Source organism: Microbacterium sp. LMI13-1-1.1, assembly GCF_040815625.1.
In the GTDB taxonomy this organism is placed as follows: Bacteria; Actinomycetota; Actinomycetes; order Actinomycetales; family Microbacteriaceae; genus Microbacterium; species Microbacterium forte.
Map to the genome: position 1 here is coordinate 90119 of NZ_JBFPNL010000008.1, position 20738 is coordinate 110856.

At 68.6% G+C, this 20738-nt stretch carries 23 protein-coding genes; 16 read left to right on the plus strand and 7 right to left on the minus strand.

Features of this window, described 5'->3' with window-relative positions:
- Positions 1-2: 2 nt before the first annotated feature.
- Positions 3-983: an amidohydrolase family protein gene (locus MRBLMI13_RS17780; protein WP_367824326.1), complete on the minus strand. Its 981-nt coding sequence runs from the start codon at positions 981-983 to the stop codon at positions 3-5.
- A 46-nt stretch (positions 984-1029) separates the two neighbouring features.
- Here MRBLMI13_RS17780 and MRBLMI13_RS17785 point away from each other — a divergent pair, with 46 nt between their 5' ends.
- Positions 1030-1707 carry a FadR/GntR family transcriptional regulator gene (locus MRBLMI13_RS17785; protein WP_042541364.1) on the plus strand — a complete coding sequence of 226 codons (678 nt, stop codon included), beginning with the start codon at positions 1030-1032 and terminating at the stop codon, positions 1705-1707.
- Positions 1708-1723: 16 nt separating this feature from the next.
- On the opposite strand, the gene MRBLMI13_RS17790 is transcribed toward MRBLMI13_RS17785, so the two are convergent.
- Complete coding sequence (locus MRBLMI13_RS17790; RefSeq protein ID WP_194285967.1) at positions 1724-2386, minus strand: transaldolase family protein; 663 nt, start codon at positions 2384-2386, stop codon at positions 1724-1726.
- A gap of 107 nt (positions 2387-2493) precedes the next feature.
- On the opposite strand from MRBLMI13_RS17790, the gene MRBLMI13_RS17795 reads away from it, so the two are divergent.
- The 7 genes from MRBLMI13_RS17795 (at position 2494) to MRBLMI13_RS17825 (ending at position 7875) form a co-directional block, all read left to right on the plus strand.
- Complete coding sequence (locus MRBLMI13_RS17795) at positions 2494-3444, plus strand: ribokinase (protein ID WP_079113655.1); 951 nt, start codon at positions 2494-2496, stop codon at positions 3442-3444.
- Positions 3445-3463: 19 nt separating this feature from the next.
- Entirely contained in the window at positions 3464-3868 is a 405-nt protein-coding gene (rbsD, locus tag MRBLMI13_RS17800; RefSeq protein ID WP_042541360.1) for a D-ribose pyranase, read from the plus strand.
- 1 nt (position 3869) lies between these two features.
- Complete coding sequence (locus tag MRBLMI13_RS17805; RefSeq protein WP_042541358.1) at positions 3870-4673, plus strand: GntR family transcriptional regulator; 804 nt, start codon at positions 3870-3872, stop codon at positions 4671-4673.
- Between the two features lie 500 nt (positions 4674-5173).
- Positions 5174-5689, plus strand: coding sequence for a hypothetical protein (locus tag MRBLMI13_RS17810; RefSeq protein ID WP_052492983.1), 516 nt, complete (start codon positions 5174-5176; stop codon positions 5687-5689).
- 20 nt (positions 5690-5709) lie between these two features.
- The gene (locus MRBLMI13_RS17815) at positions 5710-6768 is read left to right on the plus strand and encodes a PLP-dependent cysteine synthase family protein (protein ID WP_079113657.1); all 1059 of its coding nucleotides are present in this window, start codon (positions 5710-5712) and stop codon (positions 6766-6768) included.
- A gap of 137 nt (positions 6769-6905) precedes the next feature.
- A complete protein-coding gene (locus MRBLMI13_RS17820; RefSeq protein ID WP_042541354.1) occupies positions 6906-7421 on the plus strand; it encodes a glycine cleavage system protein R in 516 nt (171 codons plus the stop codon).
- A gap of 10 nt (positions 7422-7431) precedes the next feature.
- A complete protein-coding gene (locus MRBLMI13_RS17825; RefSeq protein WP_367824331.1) occupies positions 7432-7875 on the plus strand; it encodes a GNAT family N-acetyltransferase in 444 nt (147 codons plus the stop codon).
- A 30-nt stretch (positions 7876-7905) separates the two neighbouring features.
- Here MRBLMI13_RS17825 and MRBLMI13_RS17830 read toward each other — a convergent pair whose 3' ends face one another.
- A complete protein-coding gene (locus MRBLMI13_RS17830; protein WP_042541350.1) occupies positions 7906-8619 on the minus strand; it encodes a FadR/GntR family transcriptional regulator in 714 nt (237 codons plus the stop codon).
- Positions 8620-8783: 164 nt separating this feature from the next.
- Between MRBLMI13_RS17830 and MRBLMI13_RS17835 the strand changes: the two genes are divergently transcribed.
- From MRBLMI13_RS17835 to MRBLMI13_RS17850, 4 genes are all read left to right on the plus strand, one after another.
- Positions 8784-10019, plus strand: coding sequence for an aminotransferase class V-fold PLP-dependent enzyme (locus MRBLMI13_RS17835; protein WP_367824333.1), 1236 nt, complete (start codon positions 8784-8786; stop codon positions 10017-10019).
- Positions 10020-10127: 108 nt separating this feature from the next.
- A complete protein-coding gene (locus MRBLMI13_RS17840; RefSeq protein WP_367824335.1) occupies positions 10128-11423 on the plus strand; it encodes an ABC transporter substrate-binding protein in 1296 nt (431 codons plus the stop codon).
- A 3-nt stretch (positions 11424-11426) separates the two neighbouring features.
- Positions 11427-12377: a carbohydrate ABC transporter permease gene (locus tag MRBLMI13_RS17845; RefSeq protein ID WP_042541346.1), complete on the plus strand. Its 951-nt coding sequence runs from the start codon at positions 11427-11429 to the stop codon at positions 12375-12377.
- A complete protein-coding gene (locus MRBLMI13_RS17850) occupies positions 12374-13279 on the plus strand; it encodes a carbohydrate ABC transporter permease (protein ID WP_367824338.1) in 906 nt (301 codons plus the stop codon). The genes MRBLMI13_RS17845 and MRBLMI13_RS17850 overlap by 4 nt, the downstream gene beginning before the upstream one ends.
- A 62-nt stretch (positions 13280-13341) precedes the next feature.
- Here the strand turns inward: MRBLMI13_RS17850 and MRBLMI13_RS17855 are convergent, their stop codons facing one another.
- Complete coding sequence (locus MRBLMI13_RS17855; RefSeq protein WP_042541345.1) at positions 13342-14355, minus strand: aldo/keto reductase family protein; 1014 nt, start codon at positions 14353-14355, stop codon at positions 13342-13344.
- A gap of 118 nt (positions 14356-14473) precedes the next feature.
- Here MRBLMI13_RS17855 and MRBLMI13_RS17860 point away from each other — a divergent pair, with 118 nt between their 5' ends.
- The 3 genes from MRBLMI13_RS17860 (at position 14474) to MRBLMI13_RS17870 (ending at position 16470) form a co-directional block, all read left to right on the plus strand.
- Positions 14474-14800 (plus strand): hypothetical protein, encoded by a 327-nt coding sequence (locus MRBLMI13_RS17860; RefSeq protein ID WP_367824340.1) that lies wholly within the window; start codon positions 14474-14476, stop codon positions 14798-14800.
- On the plus strand, positions 14800-15981 hold the full coding sequence (locus tag MRBLMI13_RS17865) for a hypothetical protein (protein ID WP_367824342.1): 1182 nt from the start codon (positions 14800-14802) through the stop codon (positions 15979-15981). The genes MRBLMI13_RS17860 and MRBLMI13_RS17865 overlap by 1 nt, the downstream gene beginning before the upstream one ends.
- Before the next feature lie 99 nt (positions 15982-16080).
- Positions 16081-16470, plus strand: coding sequence for a hypothetical protein (locus MRBLMI13_RS17870; protein ID WP_309691621.1), 390 nt, complete (start codon positions 16081-16083; stop codon positions 16468-16470).
- A 40-nt stretch (positions 16471-16510) separates the two neighbouring features.
- Here MRBLMI13_RS17870 and MRBLMI13_RS17875 read toward each other — a convergent pair whose 3' ends face one another.
- A complete protein-coding gene (locus MRBLMI13_RS17875) occupies positions 16511-18010 on the minus strand; it encodes a PLP-dependent aminotransferase family protein (RefSeq protein WP_367824345.1) in 1500 nt (499 codons plus the stop codon).
- 19 nt (positions 18011-18029) lie between these two features.
- Here MRBLMI13_RS17875 and MRBLMI13_RS17880 point away from each other — a divergent pair, with 19 nt between their 5' ends.
- Positions 18030-18365 (plus strand): hypothetical protein, encoded by a 336-nt coding sequence (locus MRBLMI13_RS17880; protein ID WP_367824347.1) that lies wholly within the window; start codon positions 18030-18032, stop codon positions 18363-18365.
- A gap of 87 nt (positions 18366-18452) precedes the next feature.
- Here the strand turns inward: MRBLMI13_RS17880 and MRBLMI13_RS17885 are convergent, their stop codons facing one another.
- Positions 18453-20078 carry a DUF4407 domain-containing protein gene (locus tag MRBLMI13_RS17885; RefSeq protein ID WP_367824349.1) on the minus strand — a complete coding sequence of 542 codons (1626 nt, stop codon included), beginning with the start codon at positions 20076-20078 and terminating at the stop codon, positions 18453-18455.
- A gap of 77 nt (positions 20079-20155) precedes the next feature.
- Positions 20156-20725 (minus strand): TetR/AcrR family transcriptional regulator, encoded by a 570-nt coding sequence (locus tag MRBLMI13_RS17890; RefSeq protein ID WP_079113663.1) that lies wholly within the window; start codon positions 20723-20725, stop codon positions 20156-20158.
- Positions 20726-20738 lie beyond the last annotated feature (13 nt).

Sequence of the window (20738 nt, forward strand, 5' to 3'; positions counted from 1 at the left end):
CGCTACGCGCGGTCGCCCCGCAGCCATCCCAGGAAACCGCGACGAGGCCGCTCCTCCCGAGCGTCCTCGCGCGGGGGCCTGGCGCCGACGCGATAGAACTCCTCGGCGTTGCGCCACATGATCGCGTCGACGTCGTGTCCGCGGCGCTCGGCCCAGCCGCTCACGGCATCCGCCCACCGACTGCGCGCCGTGGGCTGGTACATCGGGGTTCCGTCTTCGTTGGCGTACGGGTCGTCTGCTTCAGCGGGGCCGATGACCGAGACCGGCCAGTCACTGCCCCACATCAGTCGCTCGGCGCCGAACGCGTCGGCTGCGGCGTCGAGGAACGGATGCATCTGCTCAGCCGACCAGTCGCCCCCGGCCTCGGCCGGAAGCCCCGACAGCTTGCACCACACGTTCGGATGCCGTGCGAGGTCGTCGAGATCCCGCACCCATTCCATCGTCGGCGCGACCGGAGCATCCGCGGTGCCGACCTGCGGCTTGCCCAGGTGATCGAGCACGATCCGCAGCTCGGGCACCGCCCCCGCGAGACGGGCGACCTCGGGAAGCTGGGATGCACGGATGCAGGCGTCGAAGGCCCACCCCTGCGCTGCGACCTCGCGGGCGCCGGTCACGAAGGCGGCCGACACCGCCAGCCCGTCTGGCTCGCCCTGCAGGTTGTGACGCACGCCGACCACGAGCGGCTCGGCCGCAAGGCCTTCAAGGTGGGCGGTCGTGTCGGTGCCGCGATCGAGACGAGCGCCGGCGACGATTCCGACCACTCCGATGCGGGCGGCCAGACTCGCCACCCAGCGCACCTCGTCGAGGAAGTCGTCTTCGATCGTCTCGGCCTGCACGAAAACCGCTCTTTCGGAGGTCGCGTTCCCTATTCGCGCGTGCTCGATCTCGGTCTCACCGAACAGCCAGGCGAGCGGGCCTTCGAGCCAGGTGTAGTGCAGAAGCTCGGGATCCCAGAGGTGCAGGTGCGAATCGAGTACGCGCATGCCTCCATCCTGCCGCAGACATCCGATGAATGGTTAGGATGACGCCATGGCAGTGACTGACGACGCGATCGAGAAGATCAAGGCGATGATCGTCTCGGGCGAGCTCGCCCCCGGCGATCGGCTTCCTCCCGAGAAAGAGCTGTCCGAACGCCTCGGCCTGTCGCGCAACTCGATGCGCGAGGCGGTGAAGGCGCTCGAGGTGATCCGGGTGCTCGACGTGCGACGGGGCGACGGCACCTATGTCACCAGTCTCGAACCCCACCTGCTGCTCGAGGCGATCTCGTTCGTGGTCGACATGCACGACGACGACTCGATGCTCGAGATCTTCGCCGTGCGACGGATGCTGGAGTCGCAGGCAACCGGCCTCGCGGCCACCCTCGGCACCGACGAGGCGATCGCCGATCTCGAGCGCGAGGTCGAATCCATCGATTCGACGGTGAGCATCGAAGAGCTCGTCGAGCACGACATCCGCTTCCATCGCGAGATCGTCGGCATGGCGGGCAATGCCTATCTCGCCAGCCTCATCGAGCACCTGAGCAGCCAGACCGTGCGCGCCCGCGTGTGGCGGGGGCTCACCGAGGGCGGAGCCGTCGAGCGCACGCTGTCGGAGCATCGGGCGATCGCCGACGCCATCGCCCGCCGCGATTCGGGCCTCGCGACCTCGCTCGCCACCGCGCACATCGCCGGCGTCGAGCGGTGGCTGCGTCAGGCGGCAACCGCCTGAGAGCGATCGGCGCGCCTCAGGCCCCGAGCCGCACCATCGCCGCGTCGAACTCCGCCGCCGAGCTGTCGCTGACCCCGTGGAACAGCATCTGCTCGATCACGTCCGGTGCCGCGGTGAAGTACGGCACCCCCGCGAGACGCAGGCCGGTGATGTCATCGGGCGACCGCAGGCTCGCGGCGAGCACGTTCGAATCGCTGCCCGCGCACATCTCCTGCATGCGGGCGATCACGGCGTCGCCGTCGATGCCGGCATCCCGCATCCGTCCGAGGTAGGGAGCGATGTACTGCGCGCCGATCGAGGCGCACACCAGCGCCTGGGCGACCGAGTACACAGCGGTGACGAGCACGGTCGCGCCGTCGCGCACCAGAGCGGATGCCGCGGCGAAACCGTCGCGCGTCGCGGGCACCTTCACGACCACCCGGTCGCCGAGCGCCCTGATGCCCTCGGCGTTGCGGAGCAAGGATGAAGTGTCGCCGCCCCACGTCTGGAAGAAGATCTCGCGTGCACCCTCGCCTGCCCAGCGGGCGTAGAGCTCGGGGATCTCGGCTGCGGTGCGACCGCCGCGCTCGAGGATCGTCGGGTTGGTGGTGACGCCGTGCACGACGCCCGCGGCGAGGAGCGACGAGACGCGGTCGACGTCCGCGCTGTCGACATAGAGACGGGGGGCCAGCGCGGTCATCGGGTCTCCTTGTGCACAACCTGTCGTTACAGGTTCGGATTCGGCTAATGTAATGACAGCCGCGGAGGATGTCAAAGCACCCCGCATCGACGACGATCAGGAGTGCCATGACAGCCGCCACCTCGCCCGATCGCACCGGCGTCGTCATCGTCGGCAGTGTGACCGCAGACGTGACGACCTTCTCGACCCGGCTCCCGGCCCGCGGCGAGACCATCCTGGGTGACGAGTTCACCCTGATGCTCGGCGGCAAGGGCGCCAACCAGGCCGTCGCGGCCGGTCGATCCGGAGCACGCACGAGCTTCGTCGGATGCGTCGGCGACGACCTCTTCCACGACCTCGTCGTCACTGGCCTGAGCGACGCCGGCGTCGATCTCGCCCACCTGCGCACCGTGCCCGGACCGACCGGCATCGCCCACATCCGCGTCGACGCCTCGGCGCAGAACGACATCGTCATGGTGCCGCTCGCGAACGCCGCCCTGAGCACCGAGCAGATCGATGCGGCGCTCACCGCCCTCGCGCCCACCACCTCGGTGCTGCTCACTCAGCTCGAGACCCCGTCGGCCCTCACCGCGCACATCACGTCGCGCGGACGCGAGCACGGCATGACCGTCATCCTCGACCCGGCACCCGCCGCTCCGCTCGACGACGCGGTGTGGGCGAACATCGACATCGTGACCCCGAACGAGACCGAGGCCTCGGTGCTCAGCGGCATCGAGGTGACGGATGCCGCGTCCGCCGCTCTCGCGGGCCGCTGGTTCCTCGACCGCGGGGTCGGCGCGGCCGTGATCACGCTCGCAGGGCAGGGCTCGTGCGTCGTGACGGCAGCCGGAGCATCCGTCATCCCCCCGTTCCCGGTCGAGGCCGTCGACACCACAGCCGCGGGCGACGCCTACGCCGGATATCTCGGTGCGGCGCTCGCGAACGGCCTGGAGCTGACGGATGCCGTGCGCATCGCCACGGCCGCCGGCGCGCTCGCCGTCACGAAGCAGGGCGCCTCGCCGAGCCTGCCGCTGCGCGCCGAGGTCGAGGCATTCCTGGCCGCACGAGACGCCCACTGACATCCCCCGAGGAGACATCATGCGCAAGACAGCGACGACCATCAACCCCGCCCTCTCGCGCGTGATCAGCGAGACCGGGCACACCGACCTGCTGGTGGTGACCGATGCGGGGCTGCCGATTCCGCCGGGGTCCGAGCGCATCGACCTCGCCTACCGCCCCGGGGCCCCGGCGTTCTTCGACGTGCTCGACACCGTTCTCGCCGAGCTCGTCGTCGAGGGCGCGACCGTCTCTGCGGAGGTGGCCGAGAAGAGCCCCGAGGTGCTCGCCGCGCTGCGCGAGCGCTTCGCCGATCAGGATTTCGAGATCGAGCTGATCCCGCACGTCGAGTTCAAGAAGCTCACGCACTCGGCGCGCGCGTTCGTGCGCTCGGGAGAGTTCACCCCGTACGCGAATGTGATCCTGCACGCAGGGGTGGCGTACTGACATGAACGACACGATCGACCGCCACTCCGCGGCGCCCATGTACGACCAGCTGCGCCAGCTGATCATCGAGGGCATCTCGAGAGACGGCCTGCAGCCGGGCGACCCCCTGCCCGGCGAGCACCGCCTGTGCGAGCGCTATGGCATCTCCCGCACGGTCGTGCGTCAGGCGCTCGCCCAGCTCGAACACGAGGGGCTCGTCGAGCGGGTCAAGGGAAAGGGCACTTTCGTGTCCCGCCCGCGCACCAGCGAGAGCCTCGTGCACACGCTGGTCGGTCTGTACGACGACGTCGAGCGCCGCGGCGGCCACGTGCACAGCGATGTGCTGCGGCACGAGCAGACCCTGGCCGACGACGAGATCGCGGCGGCCCTCGAGGTCGAGGTCGGCGCTCCCGTCGTGGTGCTCGACCGCCTCCGTCACGTCGACGGCGAACCGTGGTCGCTCTCCACGACCTGGATGCCGGATGCCGTCGGCGGCGTCACCCTCGGCGTCGACCTGTCGGAGCGATCCCTGTATCGGCTGCTCGCCGATCACGACATCGTGGCCACCAGCGGCGTCCGCTCGGCCGAGGCCACCGTCGCCACCCACGAGCAGGCGCAGTATCTCGGCGTGAGCGCCGGCTCGGCCCTGCTGCGGCTGCGCAGCGTGAGTCGTTCCGCCGACGGCATCCCGATCGAGTACTTCGTGGCCCACCACCGCGGTGACCGCTCGCGCTTCGAATTCCAGCTGCAGCAGGAGCAGTCGCACGCGTCGCTGCTGCACGTCGACGACGACGGCGGCACCTCGCGCGCCGGCACTGTTCGCTGACCGGCACTGTTCGCTGACCGGCACTGATCGGTAGCAGAGTGCGCTGAGGCGGCTAGCCTGGCAGCGGAGCATGCGTCGCACCGGGCGACGCGAGCAGGGGGGCAGACACGATGGTCGACGACGCGCATCCACCGACTTCGGAACCCGAACCGGTCATCCCGCCGCCTCCGGCTGCGGCTCCCGGTGATCTCTCTTCGTCGGTCCCCCTGGCGCCGCCGCTGAGTGGGCCACCCGCACCTCCCGGGTCGCCGCCGCCTGCACCCGGCGGGCCCGTCGCGCCGCCGCTGCCCCCGTATGCGTCGGGCCGGCAGCCGGGGCAGCACCCGCAGCAGCCGCCAGGGCAGTATCACCAACAGGGCGGGCACTACCCGCCTCAGCAGCCCGCCTCGTATCCGGCCCCGTACCCGGCAGGCCAGCAGGTTCCCGCTCCCTCTGGCGCGTATCCGTACCCCTCCGCACCGCCGAGTACTCCCTCGCGCTCGGGCAGGACCCTCGGCATCGTGATCGCGGCGGTCGCGGCATTCGTGCTGATCATCGCCGTCGGAGTCGGCGTGGCCGTGAGCCTGCTGATGAGTTCGCGCGAGCCGGTCGCCGCACCGATGCCCTCCGCGACGGCCGCGGCTCCCAGCGAGCCCTCCGACGACCCCTCCACCGAGGAGTCGCCGTCCGACGACCCGGGTGACGCCGACGCATCCGCGATCGCCGACGTCCTCCAGGCGAAGATCGACGAATACAAGCGGCTGCGCGACAGCGGTGCGCTGTGGCAGAGCATCCCCGACACCGAGTTCAACCGCACCGCCGTCTCGGCCTTCCTGTACTTCCTCACCGACATGAAGGTCGCGACGATCTGGGGCGTCGATGAGGCGCAGGCGCAGGAGTACGAGGAGCGGATGACGATGCTCGAAGAGCGCCTGCTCGCTGAACAGCCGCTCGGCGACGACATCCAGATCACGCTCGAAGACGAGGTCTTCACGTACGACGGCGAGACGGGCGAGGGCGGCTACACGGCCAGGTAGCGGGGCGTTACGCTCGAAGGATGAGCGACTGGACCAGCACCGCGATCGCCCTGCTGGAAGCCGACGCGAACCGCAGTGCCGACACGCACCTGCACCTGTTCCCGCTGCCGCCCGAGTGGGGCATCGATCTGTACCTGAAGGACGAGTCGGTGCACCCCACAGGGTCGCTCAAGCACCGTCTCGCGCGCTCGCTGCTCCTGTACGGACTCGTCAACGGCCGCATCACGGAGCACTCGACCCTCGTGGAGTCGTCGAGCGGATCCACCGCCGTCTCGGAGGCGTACTTCGCGAGGATGCTGGGGCTGCCGTTCGTCACGGTCGTGCCGCGGTCGACGAGCCAGGAGAAGATCGACCTCATCGAGTTCTACGGCGGACGCTGCCACTTCGTCGACCGCGCAGAGGACATGTCTCCCGAGGCCCAGCGTCTCGCGTCCGAATGCCACGGGCACTATCTCGACCAGTTCACTTTCGCCGAGCGCGCGACCGACTGGCGCGGCAACAACAACATCGCCGAGAGCGTGTTCAGCCAGCTGTCGCAGGAACGGCATCCGATCCCCCGCTGGATCGTCGTGGGTGCGGGCACCGGCGGCACCAGCGCGACCTTCGGGCGATACGTCAAGTACCGCCGCCACGAGACGCAGATCGCCGTCGTCGACCCCGAGGGCTCGGCCTTCTACGACGGGTGGGCGGGAACCGTCGATCCGCCTCCCGGGCGCCCCAGCCGCATCGAGGGCATCGGTCGGCCGCGCGTCGAGGCCTCGTTCGTGCCGACGGTGATCGACGAGATGATCCGCGTGCCCGATGCGGGGTCGATCGCCGCGATCCGGATGCTGCGCGAGCGCACCCTGCACCTCGCCGGAGGCTCGACCGGCACCAACCTGTACGGGGCGTTCCAGCTGATCGCGCGCATGCGCGCGGCGGGCGAGACCGGCAGCATCGTCACGCTGATCTGCGACAGCGGCATCCGCTACGCCGGCACGTACTTCAACGACGAGTGGGTCGCGCAGCAGGGCTGGGACCTCGCCCCGCACCGCGAGCGCCTCGATCGCTTCCTCGACACCGGCGACTGGGTCGACTGACCGGGGTTCGGCTCACCGGGGTTCGACTGACCTGCCGTTCACAACTCAGCATGGACACGCCGGATCGGCCACCTGGCCACGGTCTTCGGGTGCTTTCCGAGCGATGATGCTGAATTGCGAACGGCTACGCTGGCCGCATGACTACTCTCATCCTCACTGTCGCGGGTGCTGATCGCCCAGGACTCGTCGCTGCCGTCGCCGATGTCGTCGAGGCCCACGGCGGCAACTGGGAGAACAGCTCGCTGGCCGAGCTCGCCGGAACATTCGCCGGCGTGATCGAGGTATCGGTCGCAACGGAGCGCACGGACGAACTGCAGGATGCCCTGCGCGGCCTGCAGGGTCAGGGCCTGCTGACCCTCGCGGTTCTCACCGGCTCCCCGGCGGACACGGACGCCGAGGACCAGATGCTCGAGATCCGGGTGCTCGGCAACGACCGTTCGGGCATCGTCCGCGAGGTGTCGAACGTGCTGAGCGCGCACGACCTGAGCATCGAAGAGCTGGCGACCGAGACCCGGGATGCCGCGATGGCCGGCGGCCGCCTGTTCGAGGCGTCCGTGATCGCACGGGTACCCGCGTCGGTCGACCTCGACGCCCTGCGCCGTGACCTCGAACGCATCGCCACCGAGATCCAGGTCGACATCACCCTCGCCTGACACGTCACCCATGGCCGACGGAATCAGCATCGCGATCACGGACCGCCTCACAGCGGATGACCTTCACCGGATCGAGGCGCTTCTCCCTCAGCTCTCGGCGACCGCTCGATTCGACTCGGAACGGGTGCTCTCGTTGCTCCAGGCGCAGAACACCGACCTGTTCGTCGCGCGCGAGTCAGGCCGCATCGTGGGAATGGCCACCCTCGTGACGGCCCCGCTCATCACCGGATGGCACGGCAGCATCGAAGACGTCGTGGTCGATCAGAGCACCCGTGGACGAGGCATCGCACGCCTGCTGCTCGGAGCGATCATCGAGGAGTCGCAACAGCGGGGGCTGCCGACACTCGACCTGACGTCCCGACCGTCTCGCGAATCGGCGTTGCGCCTCTACGAGTCCGTCGGCTTCGTCCGTCGCAACACGAATGTGCTGCGCTTCGCACCGCAGGGAGACTGAATCGAGGCGAGCCTCGCGAGCCCGCCGAACTCAGTCCGGCTCGACGGCCGACCCCTCGGCGACGATGTCGGTCTCGGTGTACCGCCGCACCCAGTACTCGGTCTGCGCGACGTGTGCGGATGCCGCAGCCGAGGCCGCGACGGGATCCGCCGCCGCGAGTCCGCGGAGTATCGCGCGGTGCCCGGCGTCCGAGTGCAGCTTCAGCTCGGCCGCGTCACCGGCATCCGGAATCCGATACGCCCGCGATCGTGAGCGCAGCACGTCGATGAGACTCGTGAGGGCGTCATTGCCGGCGACCTCGGAGATCGTCATGTGGAAGGCGTGGTCGAGGCGCGAGTGGTCCTCGAAGTCGTCGCTGGCCTCGATCTCATCGAGCACGCCGCTGAGCTCCTCGAGGGTTGCGGCATCGATGCGGGCCGCGGCGAGCGCGGCGGCATGCGGTTCGAGCACGCGACGCAGCTCGGTCAGCTCGAGCACTCCGGCCATGGGCAGCAGCCCGACCGTGAGGGACAGACTGCCGATCAGGTCGGCGGCGCGCAGTTCGCTGACGTAGCTGCCGGAGCCGTGGCGGGTCTCGAGCACTCCGAGTGCGGCCAGCATGCGGATGGCTTCGCGCAGAGATCCTCGCGAGACACCGAGCGTCTCGCACAGTTCGCCCTCGCTCGGCAGACGGTCGCCGGGGCGCAGGGCCCCGTCGGCGATCAGCGCACGCAGCCCGTGCAGAGCCGTATCCAAAGCGCTCATCGTGATCCTCTCTGACACCGGCCACTCCCCTGCGAGTCTGTCGGACGCGCGCTCTTCATCAAATTCGTATGACAACTATGTTTCATCTTCACCTTTCCATAGCCATATCGGAACCTCTGTGGCAAAGTTGTGCAACAACTCCCCCACTGCACCGACGAGGACCGATGCCTGCACCACTCTTCCCCGCACCGCTCACGCTGAACTCCGGCATCCGAGCCCGTGATGCGTGGCCGCTCGATCCCGACGTGATCCATCTGAACCACGGCTCTTTCGGCGCAGTCCCCACCGCCGTCGTCGAACAGCAGGATGCGCTGCGCCGCCGCGCCGACCTGAGCCCGGTCGAGTGGTTCCCCCGCATCGCCGAGCGCGTGCAGCAGGCCCGCGAGCGCACCGCACCGTTCGTGGGCGCCTACGCCGAAGACAGCGTCTTCGTCCCCAACGCCTCGGCCGCGGCCACCGTCGTCTACAACGCCCTGCACCTCGAGCGCGGCGACGAGATCCTCGTGACCGACCAGGGCTACGGCGCGATCACGATGGGGGCGCAGCGTCTGGCCCGTCGCTTCGGAGCATCCGTCCGCGCCGTCGAGCTGCCGCTGCTCGCCTCCGACGACGAGGTCGTGCAGCGCTTCGCCGACGCGCTCACCCCGAGCACTCGCCTGATCGTGGTCGACCAGATCACCTCCCCCACGGCCCGGATGCTGCCGACGCGCCGCATCGCCGAGCTCGCCGCCGAGCGCGGCATCCGCACGCTCGTCGACGGCGCCCACGCCCCCGGTCTCGTCGCGGATGCCGCGGCTGTCGCCGGCGGCGACTGGTGGTTCGGCAACCTGCACAAGTGGCCCTGCGCCCCGCGCGGTTCGGCGCTGCTCGTCACGACCGCACCCGACCGAGACGACCTCTGGCCGCTCATCGACTCGTGGGCCGCGAACGAGCCCTACCCCGAGCGCTTCGACACCCAGGGCACGATCGACGCGACGACCTACCTGGCCACCCCCGCGTCGATCGAGTTCATCGAGCGCGAGTTCGGCTGGCACAACGCACGCCAGGCGATGGCGCAGATGGCGGATGCCGGTGCCGAGATCATCGCCGAAGGCCTGCGCCCCTACGGCGACGAAGACCCCCTCACCCCGCTGCCCTCGCCCGTGCCGTCGATGCGGCTCGTGCGTCTGCCGCTCGGACTCGGATCCACACGGGAAGAGGCCGACGCCCTGCGCATGGATCTGCTCGACGAGACCGGCGTCGAGACCGCGTTCACCAGCTTCCGCGGCGTCGGCTACTTCCGCCTGTCGGCGCACCTCTACACCGAGGCGTCGGACTTCGAGGCCTTCGTCGAGCGCTGCATCCCGCAGATCCTCCGCCGAGCCGGCATCCGCACCCCCGACTCGATCATCGTCTCCTGACCCGACCACCCGATCCGCACCCACCCGCTCCACCCACCACCCGATCCACACCCACCCGACCCACCACCATCACCAACTGAGAGGCACCTCGTGAGGAAGAACAGAATCTTGACGACCGCCGCGGGAATCGGCACCGTCGCCGCACTCGCGCTCACCGGCTGTTCCGCAAGCGGCGGCGAATCCGCCGACGGCACCGTCACCCTGCAGATGGTCGAGAGCCTGACCAACCCTGCACGCACCGACCTGCTCCGCGGGCTCCTCGACGATTTCGAGAAGGCGAACCCCGACATCAAGGTCAAGCTCGTCTCGCCGCCCACCGAGCAGGCGGATGCGAAGATCCAGCAGATGCTGCAGTCCGGAAAGGGCGTCGACGTCCTCGAGGTCCGCGACATCACGGTCGGCCCGTTCGCCAACAACGGCTGGCTGCACGACATCTCGGGCGACCTCGAGAAGTGGGACGGCTGGGACGCCCTGACCGACAACGCCCAGGCTGCGTCGGTGGCCACCGACGGCAAGAGCTACTTCGTGCCCTACGGCTTCTACGGCCTGTCGCTCTTCTACCGCACCGACCTGGTCGAGGAGGCCGGCTTCGACGGTCCTCCGCACAGCTGGAAGGACCTGCTCGAGCAGGCCAGCGCCATCCAGGACCCGTCGAACAACATCTACGGCTACGCGTTCCGCGGGGGTGCGAACGCGAACAGCAACGTGGTCGCGGCGATCGAGGCCTACACGATCGACGGCCTCGACGTCGATGATGCGTTCCTCATGGAGGACGGATCGACGATCTTCGCCGCCCCCGAGGCGCAGGAGGCCGTCGATGACTACTTCGACCTGTTCAAGGAGGCCTCCCCGCCCTCGGCCGTCTCGTGGGGCTACCCCGAGATGGTCGCAGGCTTCACCAACGGCACCACGGCGTTCCTGCTGCAGGACCCCGAGGTCATCGCCACGGTGCAGGACTCGTCGCTGACCGAAGACCAGTGGGACACCGCTCCGCTGCTCGTCGGCCCGTCGGGCAAGGCCGCGCAGCCGCTGGCCGTCGCCGGCTGGGGCGTCGCCGAGAACAGCGAGCACCAGGATGCCGCAGTCAAGCTCGTCGAGTTCCTCTCGTCGGCCGAGCCCGCGACCGAGTTCGCCCAGGCCAACAGCCTCGTGCCGATCATCTCGGATGCCGCGGACGACGAGTTCTACTCGACCGGCCCGTGGACCAGCTACGTCACCATGACGGAGGATCCCGAGACGTACGTGAACGTGCGTCAGCCGCGAGGCGTCAGCTGGTGGACCGAGTGGATCCAGAAGTCCGACCAGGATGTGCAGAACGTGCTGCTCGGCAACATGTCGACCAGCGAGCTGCTCGAGTCGTGGGATGCCTTCTGGACCGAGAAGTACGCAGCGGAAAAGGGCTGATCCGTGACTCGGACCGCTCTCGAAGGGGGCTCCGTCGGCACCGCCGGCGGGGCCTCCCCGGCATCCCGCCGGCGCCGCCCGTTCCGTGGCCGCCACGCGCTGACGCTGCTGGCCTTCATGGCCCCGGCGATCGTGTTCGTGTGCTGGTTCACCTACTGGCCCATGCTGCAGGGCGCACGCATGGCCTTCCACGACTGGAACCTGTGGGATCTCACGTCTACCCCCTGGGTGGGCTTCGACAACTTCGTCACCGTCTTCCAGGACCCGGCGTTCCCCGTCGTCGCGTGGAACTCGGTGCTCTGGGTGGTCGGCTCGCTCGTGCCGCAGCTCGTGATCGGGTTCCTGATCGCGCTCGCGCTGCGCAAGCGGTTCCGCTTCCGCGGGCTCTACCAGGCCCTCGTGTTCTTCCCGTGGGCGGTGTCGGGATTCCTGATCGGGATGCTCTTCCGCTGGATGTTCAACGCGGAGTTCGGCGTCGTGAACGACCTGCTCATGAAGGTCGGTCTGATCGACGCCCCGCTCCCCTGGCTGGCCGATCCGAAGCTCGCGATGTTCGCGGTCATCGTGGCCAACATCTGGTACGGCGTGACGTTCTTCGCGATCATGATCCTCGCCGCGCTCCAGTCGGTGCCTGACGAGATGCTCGAGGCCGCGAGCCTCGACGGCGCCGGCAAGGTCCGGCAGCTGTTCTCGATCATCATCCCGTACATCTCGATGACGCTGTTGCTCACGATCCTGCTGCGCATCATCTGGATCTTCAACTTCCCCGACATCATCTACGCGATGACGAACGGCGGGCCGGCGAACCAGACGCACATCGTCACGACGTGGATGATCAACTACACCCAGCAGGGCAACTACGGCATCGCGAGTGCGATCGGACTCATCGTGGTCGCGTTCCTGTTCGTGTTCTGCGCGTTCTACCTGATGGCGATGCGGAAGGTGCAGCGATGACCATCACCGGCACAACAGTCACCGAGACCCGTCGTCTCACCGTTCCCGACATCGCGAAGGCACCCCGCCCGAAGCGCAAGGTGTCGGTCGGCGGCGTCGTGCGTGTGGTCGGGCTTCTGCTCTGGCTCGTCATCACGCTGTTCCCGCTGTACTGGATCGCGCTGACGTCGTTCAAGTCGCCGGGCACGATCAACTCGTTCCCGATCGAGTACTGGCCGTCAGAGCCCTCGTTCGACAACTACGTCAGCCTGTTCCAGCAGAGCTCGTTCGGGGTGTTCCTCGCCAACTCCGCGATCGTGGCGACGATCGCGGGCGCGGTGGCGACGCTGATCGCGCTGCTGAGCGCCTACGTGATCGCCCGCTTCGAGTTCCGCGGCAAGGGAACAGTGCTGGTCGCGTTCCTGCTGACGCAGATGATCCCGGCGTTCATCGCGCTCGGCCCGCTGTACTCGATGATGACCGACCTCGGCCTGGTCGACACCAAGCCCGGTCTGATCCTCGTGTACATCGCGGTCTGCATCCCGTTCTCCACCGTGATGCTGCGCGGGTTCTTCGAGAACGTCCCCGACGCCCTCGAAGAGGCGGCGATGATCGACGGATGCTCGCGTTTCGGCGCTCTGTTCCGGGTGCTCGTGCCGGTGATGACCCCTGGCATCATCGCCGCGTTCATCTTCAACTTCGTCAACTGCTGGAACGAGCTGTTCCTGTCGGTCGTGCTCATGAACACCGATGAGAACCGCACGGTGCCGTCGGCGCTGAACGGCTTCATCTCGACGTTCAACATCGACTGGGGTTCGATGTCGGCGGCCGCCGTGCTGACGATCCTGCCGACGATGGTGATGTTCGCTCTCGCGAGTCGCTGGATCGTGCAGGGACTGACAGCCGGAGCCGTCAAGGAGTAATCGCTCCCGCGCATGACGAAGGCCGCCGTTCATTCCGAACGGCGGCCTTCGTCATGCGGTCATCAGACCAGGCGCGCCTTCGGCGACACCGAGTAGGTGGCCTCGGCGTCGCGGTTGACCGTGTCGCCCAGTGCGGCATCGATGGCCGCGAGGGTGTCGGCGTCGAGCGTCACACCCGAGGCCTTGACCGTCTCGGCGAGCTGCTCGGGGCGCGAGGCTCCGACGAGAGCGGCGGCGACGTTCGGGTTCTGCAGCACCCACGCGATCGCGAGCTGCGGCATCGACAGGCCCGCCTCTTCGGCGATCGGCTTGAGCTTCTGCACCGCGGTGAGGATGTCGTCCTGCAGGAAGCTCTTGATGAACTCCGAGCCGCTGTGCGGGTCGGTCGCGCGCGAGCCCTCGGGCACCGGCTGGCCCGGAAGGTACTTGCCCGACAGCACGCCCTGCGCCATCGGCGACCAGACGATCTGCGAGATGCCGAGCTCTTCGGAGGCCGGCACGACCTTGCCCTCGATCACGCGGTGCAGCATCGAGTACTGCGGCTGGTTCGAGATCAGCTGCACGCCGAGCTGCTTCGCGAGCGCGTGGCCCTCCTGCAGCTGCTCCGCCGTCCACTCCGAGACGCCGATGTAGAGCGCCTTGCCCTGACGGACGACGTCGGCGAACGCCTGGAACGTCTCCTCCAACGGGGTCTCGTAGTCGAAGCGGTGCGCCTGGTAGAGGTCGACGTAGTCGGTGCCGAGGCGCGTCAGCGAGCCGTTGATCGACTCGAGGATGTGCTTGCGGCTCAGTCCGGTGTCGTTCGGGCCCTTGGGACCTGTGGGGAAGTAGACCTTCGTGAAGATCTCGAGTCCTTCGCGGCGCTGCCCTTCGAGCGCCTTGCCGAGCACGACCTCCGCCGCCGTGTTGGCATACGTGTCTGCCGTGTCGAACGTGGTGATGCCGGCGTCGAGCGCCGCGTGCACCGTCTTGACGGCGGCGTCGTCTTCGACCTGAGAAGCGTGCGTGACCCAGTTGCCATAGGTGATCTCAGAGACCTTGAGACCGCTGTTGCCGAGATAGCGATAGTTGACCATGCAACAACGCTACCGGCCCCCGCAGACACCGGGCCCGGATCTCCGTGACCGGTCGGGTATCCTTCTGTGACCGCACGCGATCGCACACGTGCGACACGTCCGCTTCGGGGGGAGCACCATGACGATCTCGATCGACTCAGACCGGGTGGATGCCGTGCTGGCGAGTCTGCGGTCAACCGGGGCGACTCTGTCGATGCCCGCTCCCGCGGCTCGCGCCTCGACATCTTCCGTCGCTGCGGCCTTCGACCGGGCGCTCGCGTCCGTCGACCTCGCAGCACACTCAGCAATGAATGCGACCTCGAGGGCAGTCATCGCACTCTCCGACAGCGTCGCCGGCGCCGCCGAAGATCTTGCGAACCTCGACGAGGCGGCTGCCGACGTGCTCCGTCGACTGGACGCCGAATCCCCCACGCCCCTCATCACGATGCCCCGGGGCATGATGTGATGGGCCCGTGGGAGAAGGCCCTCTCCGACCTTGCGACAAGTGCGGCGTACACCGGCCACGGCAGCTACCCCAGCGCCGCGCGGCGATGGGAGGAGGCGACTGCGGCCTTCAATTCCACCGCGGCATCCACCGGCTTCGAGGGACACGTCGCCGACGCGGCAGCCGTGGCACTTCGAAGTGCCGCCTCAAGGGCGACCACATTGGCACGAGCCGCCGACTCGGTGCCCGCCCTGCTCCACGAGGCCGATGCGATCCGAGGCCGCGCTCAGAACGCCCTATCGTCGCTTCCTTCATCGGTCGTCCCTCCCCTTCTCCTCTCACCGGCCGTCTCCTTGGGGCTGGGCCCGGATATCGCCCGTGCCTTCACCGCCCGCCGCGAGTGGGTGGCGAAGGCATCGGTCACCCAGGCCACCTCGCAGTTCGCCGCGATCACCCCGGCTCTTCTGCAGATCGGCATGGTCTTCGATCCTGATGTGACGGCATTCGAGCTCGGCACAGGGACGACCACCGCCGATGGCCGCTACCGCATCGGACCACCGGATCAGCCGGAATACGCCTGGGATGAAGACTTCGTCTACGGCTCGGAGGACGCGACCTTCGAGGACTTCCTCGCATCGGAGGAATGGAAGACGAAGCTGCTCGGGGCGCGGATGTTGAGGCCGGATCTCGCCGACGCGACAGCGGCCTACGGACACTACTGGGACAACAACGGCGAGCCATGGGCCTTCGACTACGAGAAGGCCTACCGCGAGGACGAGGGCGTGCGCGCCGATATCGACGACCAGATCCTGCTCGCTCAGCGGGCGGCCGACGAACTCGCCGGATCCGGCGGCTCATCGTTCTCGTTCACGGGCGAGCCGAGCCTGACCGGACGGTATCCGACCACCGAGAACTGGCAGAAAGCGATCGGCGCACATCAGCAGTGGGCGAGCGGCGACGTCGTCGTGAAGGACGGCGTAGCGACCATGGTTGTCACTGTGCATGGCGATGACCGGTACAACTTCAATCGCGGACAATCCGACATCGCGTCCGCAGCGCCCGATGACGAGAACGGACGCTTCACCGAGATCGGGTGGGCGAAGCCGTTCGACAGCACCGGGTCCGTGACTCGCACTGTGACCTGGACGCTCGGCGACCCGGGCTCGGTCTCCGTTTCCGACGCTCCAGCCGAAGGCCGGTAGAACCCCATGCGCCGACTCTCCTCCCTCCTCATTCTTGCCTTGATGACCACCGCGGTCACCGCGTGCACTCCTGCCACCCCCCAGCCGACGGAGACGACGATGACCAATGGAACCGCAGAGAAGCACGGCGACGGCGTTCTGCGTACAGACCTCGCTCCCATCGCAAAGCGCTACCCGCAGCTCAGCGCGGCGGAATCCGTTGAGTGGATGGGCGGCACAACCGGGTCGAGTGACATCGGCCCCACCACATACTGGGTGGACGTCGTCGCGACGCTCCCCGAATCTGAGATCGAGGCGCTGCGCAGCGCCGGCGGTCTCGAGCAGATCGACCCTCCCGTCCTGGTGCCGGGCATGGCGTCCAAGGTGCCCGCGGGACCCTTCGAAGGCTCCCCCGAGTTGGACGCCCTGTTCTCGGCCGCAGGCTACAGCGCCTCGGTCGCGATCGATGCCGCGACTCGAACGGTGGTGCTGACCGGGCTCTTCGAGTAGTCGGCGATTCACCACGATCGCAGCCATCAGGTCTCGCACCCTAGGAGCGGTCGCTGAGAGCATCCCGATACTCCCGCCACGCCACGCCGAGTCGCCGCACCCCCTCGGTGAGCACGTCGTCGGGCGCAGTGAACGGGATGCGGATGTGATCGTCAGGCAGAACGGATGCCGCGAACGCCGCGCTTCCGGCGATCGACACCCCGTGCACGGCCGCGATCCGGGAGAAGGCGCCGGCCGACCCCACCGGCAGGGCGGCCCAGAGGGAGAGCCCACCGCGAGGCTCGATCCAGCGCCAGTCGGGCAGGTGCTCGGCCAGCAGCGACCGCACGAGCGTCAGACGCTCACCGTGGATGCGGCTGGTCGCGGTCCGCAGGTCGACAGCCTTCCCGAGCAGGTCGAGTGCGAGGAGCTGACCGGGCACACTCGTCGACTGGTCGGCGAGCTGGCGCGCCGCGCGCAGTCTGCGCACGAGAACGGGGTCGGCCCGCAGCCAGCCGATCCTCAGTCCCGCCCACGCCCACTTCGACACCGACTCGACGACGATGATCGGCGCATCGGCGCGTTCCGCCGCCAGCGTCGGCGGCACGACGCCGTCGAACGAGATGCCCGCGACCACCCTGTCTTCGATGACGGGAACTCCGTACTGCGCGGCCAGTTCGGCGACGCGATGTCTTGCGGCCGCAGGGAGTCTGGTGCCCGTGGGGTTCTGGTGGTGGGGGTTGAGGGCGATCGCGACCGGGCGCAATCGGGCGATCGCGACCTCGAGCGCATCGACGTCGAGCCCGTCATGCCCCATCGGGATGCCGTGCACCACGCCTCCGCGAAGGCCGACCGAGTCGGTGACCCCCGGCCAGGTCACCTCCTCGGCGAGCACCACGTCGCCGGGGCTGACCAGCGCATTGATCACGAGGCTGATCGCCTGCTGCGCGCCGTGGGTGACCAGGATCTGCTCGCGCGTCGTCGGCGTCCCCTCCGCGCAGTACATCTCGGCGATCAGCTCGCGCAGCGCAGGCAGCCCGGCGGGGTCGGTCTCGGGGAGCAGGGCGAGTTCGAGCCGCGGTCGGTGCTCGCGGATCAGCTGGACGGCGAGATCGGAGAGCTGCGGCACGGTGCGCAGCAGATCGATCGTGTTCGGCGACGCCGAGAAGAGCGCCTCTCCGCGCCCTGGCCGCTGCGCGGATGCGATCGCCGGCGTCGCGACTCCGGCGACCCTCGTGCCGCTGCCCTGACGCCGGTCGACGAGCCCGCGTTCGGCGAGGTCGGCGTAAGCCGCGACGACCGTGCCCCGAGAGACCGCGCTCGCTGCGGCGAACCCGCGCTCCGCCGGAAGCCGGTCACCCGCCCGCAGCTCGCCGCCCGAGATGAGAGCGGCCACGCCGTCGGACAGCCGCGCCGCCAGAGTGCCCTCGCCCTGAGTCCATCGACCGAGTCGAGCAGCCAGGACCTCCGCCGACACGTCGCCCGATCGCACGAGAGGAGCGACTCCACCGGCCGATCGCTGGGCCACTGGCCGGTCATTGGCTCTGTCGATGATGCTCATGGCATCCGATTCTGGACCAATGACCACACCAATCACCATGGAACCTCAGGATCTTGAGCCAATATCCCCCGAATGGACCATTCGCGATCTCGTCGAATGGCTCTCAGAGGATTCTCGCCAGCATGACCCGGCGCTCCGCCGGCCGCTGATGCTCATCGAGACGGCGCTGACCGGTGCCACCTGGAAGGGAGAGCCGTCGACGGTCGCGCTGATCCGCTCGCTCGCCGCGGCTGTGCACACGCAGGGCGCTCTCCGGGTCGGTGACGTCATCTCGACTCCGGCGATGGCCGCACGCCCTGTCGAACAGGTCCGGCTCCGCGAACTCGCCACCCGGCTGCGTGTGCACGCGGCCTGAACCGGTCGGCGGCCACCGCCGCACTCGTGCCGGTCGAGCGCGTGCGGAACCGGCACGAACCGCAACCGGAACGCACGTCACACGAACTCAGGCGCGCGACTCGACCAGCTGCTCCTGCTCCTCGAGCGTCTGGGCCTGCGCACGCTTCTCCGCGAGCTCGCGCTCCTCGGCCTGCGCCCGCTCCTGCTCCGCCTGCTCGGCTTCCTTGCGCTCGGCCCGCGTCTGCGGCTCGGCGGGCGACGCATCCGCCTGGATCCCCTGCGACTGCACGGTCACGATCGCCGCTCTGTCGCGGAATCCCTCGGCCGTCACCTTGTCGAGTGCGACCTGCCTGCGGATCGCGGCGGCCTTCTCGTAGAGCGACGGGTCGCCGTACGACGTGAGCACCTTCACGAGCACCGGCAGCAGCTCGATCATGAAGAACAACGCGGCGATCAGGATGTGCGCCCACAGGATCGTCGGCTCCTTCTCGCTCAGGCGGTTGAGGCCGCTGATCTGGCTCAGCAGACCGATCGCTCCCGCATTGCCGGATGCCACGGATTCGGCCCGCGCGTTGTACGCGTTCAGCGCGGCGTCGTAGGTGTCGCGCGCGGCGGGCAGCTGCGACTGCGCCTCTTCGCGGTTCTGCGTCTCCGACGTGCTGGTGTTCTCCTTGGCGGCGGTGCCGGCGGCGGCGAGTTCCTCGTTGGCGGTGCGCAGCTGCGCGGCGAGCGCGTCGTAGGTCTGCTGCGCCTCGGCCAGCTGGGCCTCGGCGGCATCCGAGCTGGCGCCCTCGCCGTTCACACCGGTGCAGCCGGGAACCGTGCCCGCGCCCTCACCCGTGAGCTCGCACTGGTACAGGATGCGGGCCTGATCGATCACGGCCTGCTGGGCGGTCATCTTGGCGGTGAGGTCGTCGACCGTCGCCTGAGCGGCGGATTCCGTCGCAGACGACGAGTCGGTGCCGGCGACGATGCCGGTGGCGGCCTGGTTCTCGAGCTCGGCGACGCGGTCGGATGCCGCATCCAGCGCCTTCTTCTCGGGGCCCGTCTCCAGTGCCTCCTGGTCGGACTGCGCCTGCGTGATGTTCGTGGCGGCGACCTCGCGGGCGATGTCGTTGTGGAAGATCTGCAGCACGAGCGGCTCGGCGACGACGAAGCCGATGATCGCGGCCATGATCACTCGCGGGATCGCGAGTCCGATGAGCTTCCAGACGTTGCGCGTCGACGTCATGGTCGACGTCAGGAACCGGTCGAGGTTGAAGATGATGAGCGCCCAGACGACCGCCAGCGGCACGGCCAGCCAGATCGCGGCCTGCACTCCCGTGGTGAGCGCGAACAGCATCGAGATCGCCGAGACCAGCGCGGTGCCGGCGAGCACGAAGAACATCTGCACGAAACGAGGCGTCTCGCCCGGAACGCGGTCGAGGATCTCGCCTTCGGCCCCGCCGAGGATCGCGAGCTTCCGCAGTCGCGAACCCGGCACGCGCGGTGTGCGCTCACGTGGCTGACGGCGGTGCTTCGGCTCGCGCGCGGGCTCGGGAGATGCTGCGGCATCCCGCTCGCCCTCTGTCGCCGGCGCAGAGTCGACCGCGTCCGGCACCTGCAGATCGGCGCCGGTGGGCTCGTACTCGCGAAGGAAGTCGAGGTCGTCCGTGTCAGCGTTCGGGTCGCTGTCGAGGATGATCCGGCCCTGCGAATCGAACCGTCCGGGGCGGTGAGCAGAATATTGCATCCGGACAATCTACGAAACATCGCCTGTGGATAACGTGCACGAACCCTGTGCTTCCGCCGCTCCGCCCGCAGAACCGGTCAGTTCCGCAGCATGCGGGCGAGCGAATCCGCGCTCGCGGCGAGCGCGTCGTCGAGCGAGAAGTGCCCTGCGGCGCACAGGGTTCCGAGACCGTGCACGAGCCCCCAGACGCCGGTGACGCCGCTCTTGCTGTCGAGCCCTGCGGCGACGGATGCGGTCGACAGCAGCTCTTCGAGCTCGGCGATCAGCGGGGCCATCGTCTCGCTCGGCTCGCCGGGGATGCAGACGGTCGGGTCGTAGATCACGTCGAAGCCGTGCGGATGCTCGACGGCGAAGCGGATGTACGCAGCACCGCCGTCGATCGCGGCGGATGCCGGGTCGGATGCCGCCTCGATCGCCACGCGCACCGCGGCGACGAGGTCGGCCATGCTCCGCTCGGCGAGCACCTTGAGCAGCCCACGCCGGTCGGAGAAGTGGTGGTACGGGGCGTTGTGGCTCACATCGGCGGCGCGGGCGACCTCGCGCAGGCTGATCTCCCCCGCCGGCTTCTCGGCGAGCAACTGCATCGCCGCCGCCTCGAGGGCGTGGGCGAGGTCGCCGTGGTGGTACCCGGATCGAGAACTTGACACAAGCAACATTGTT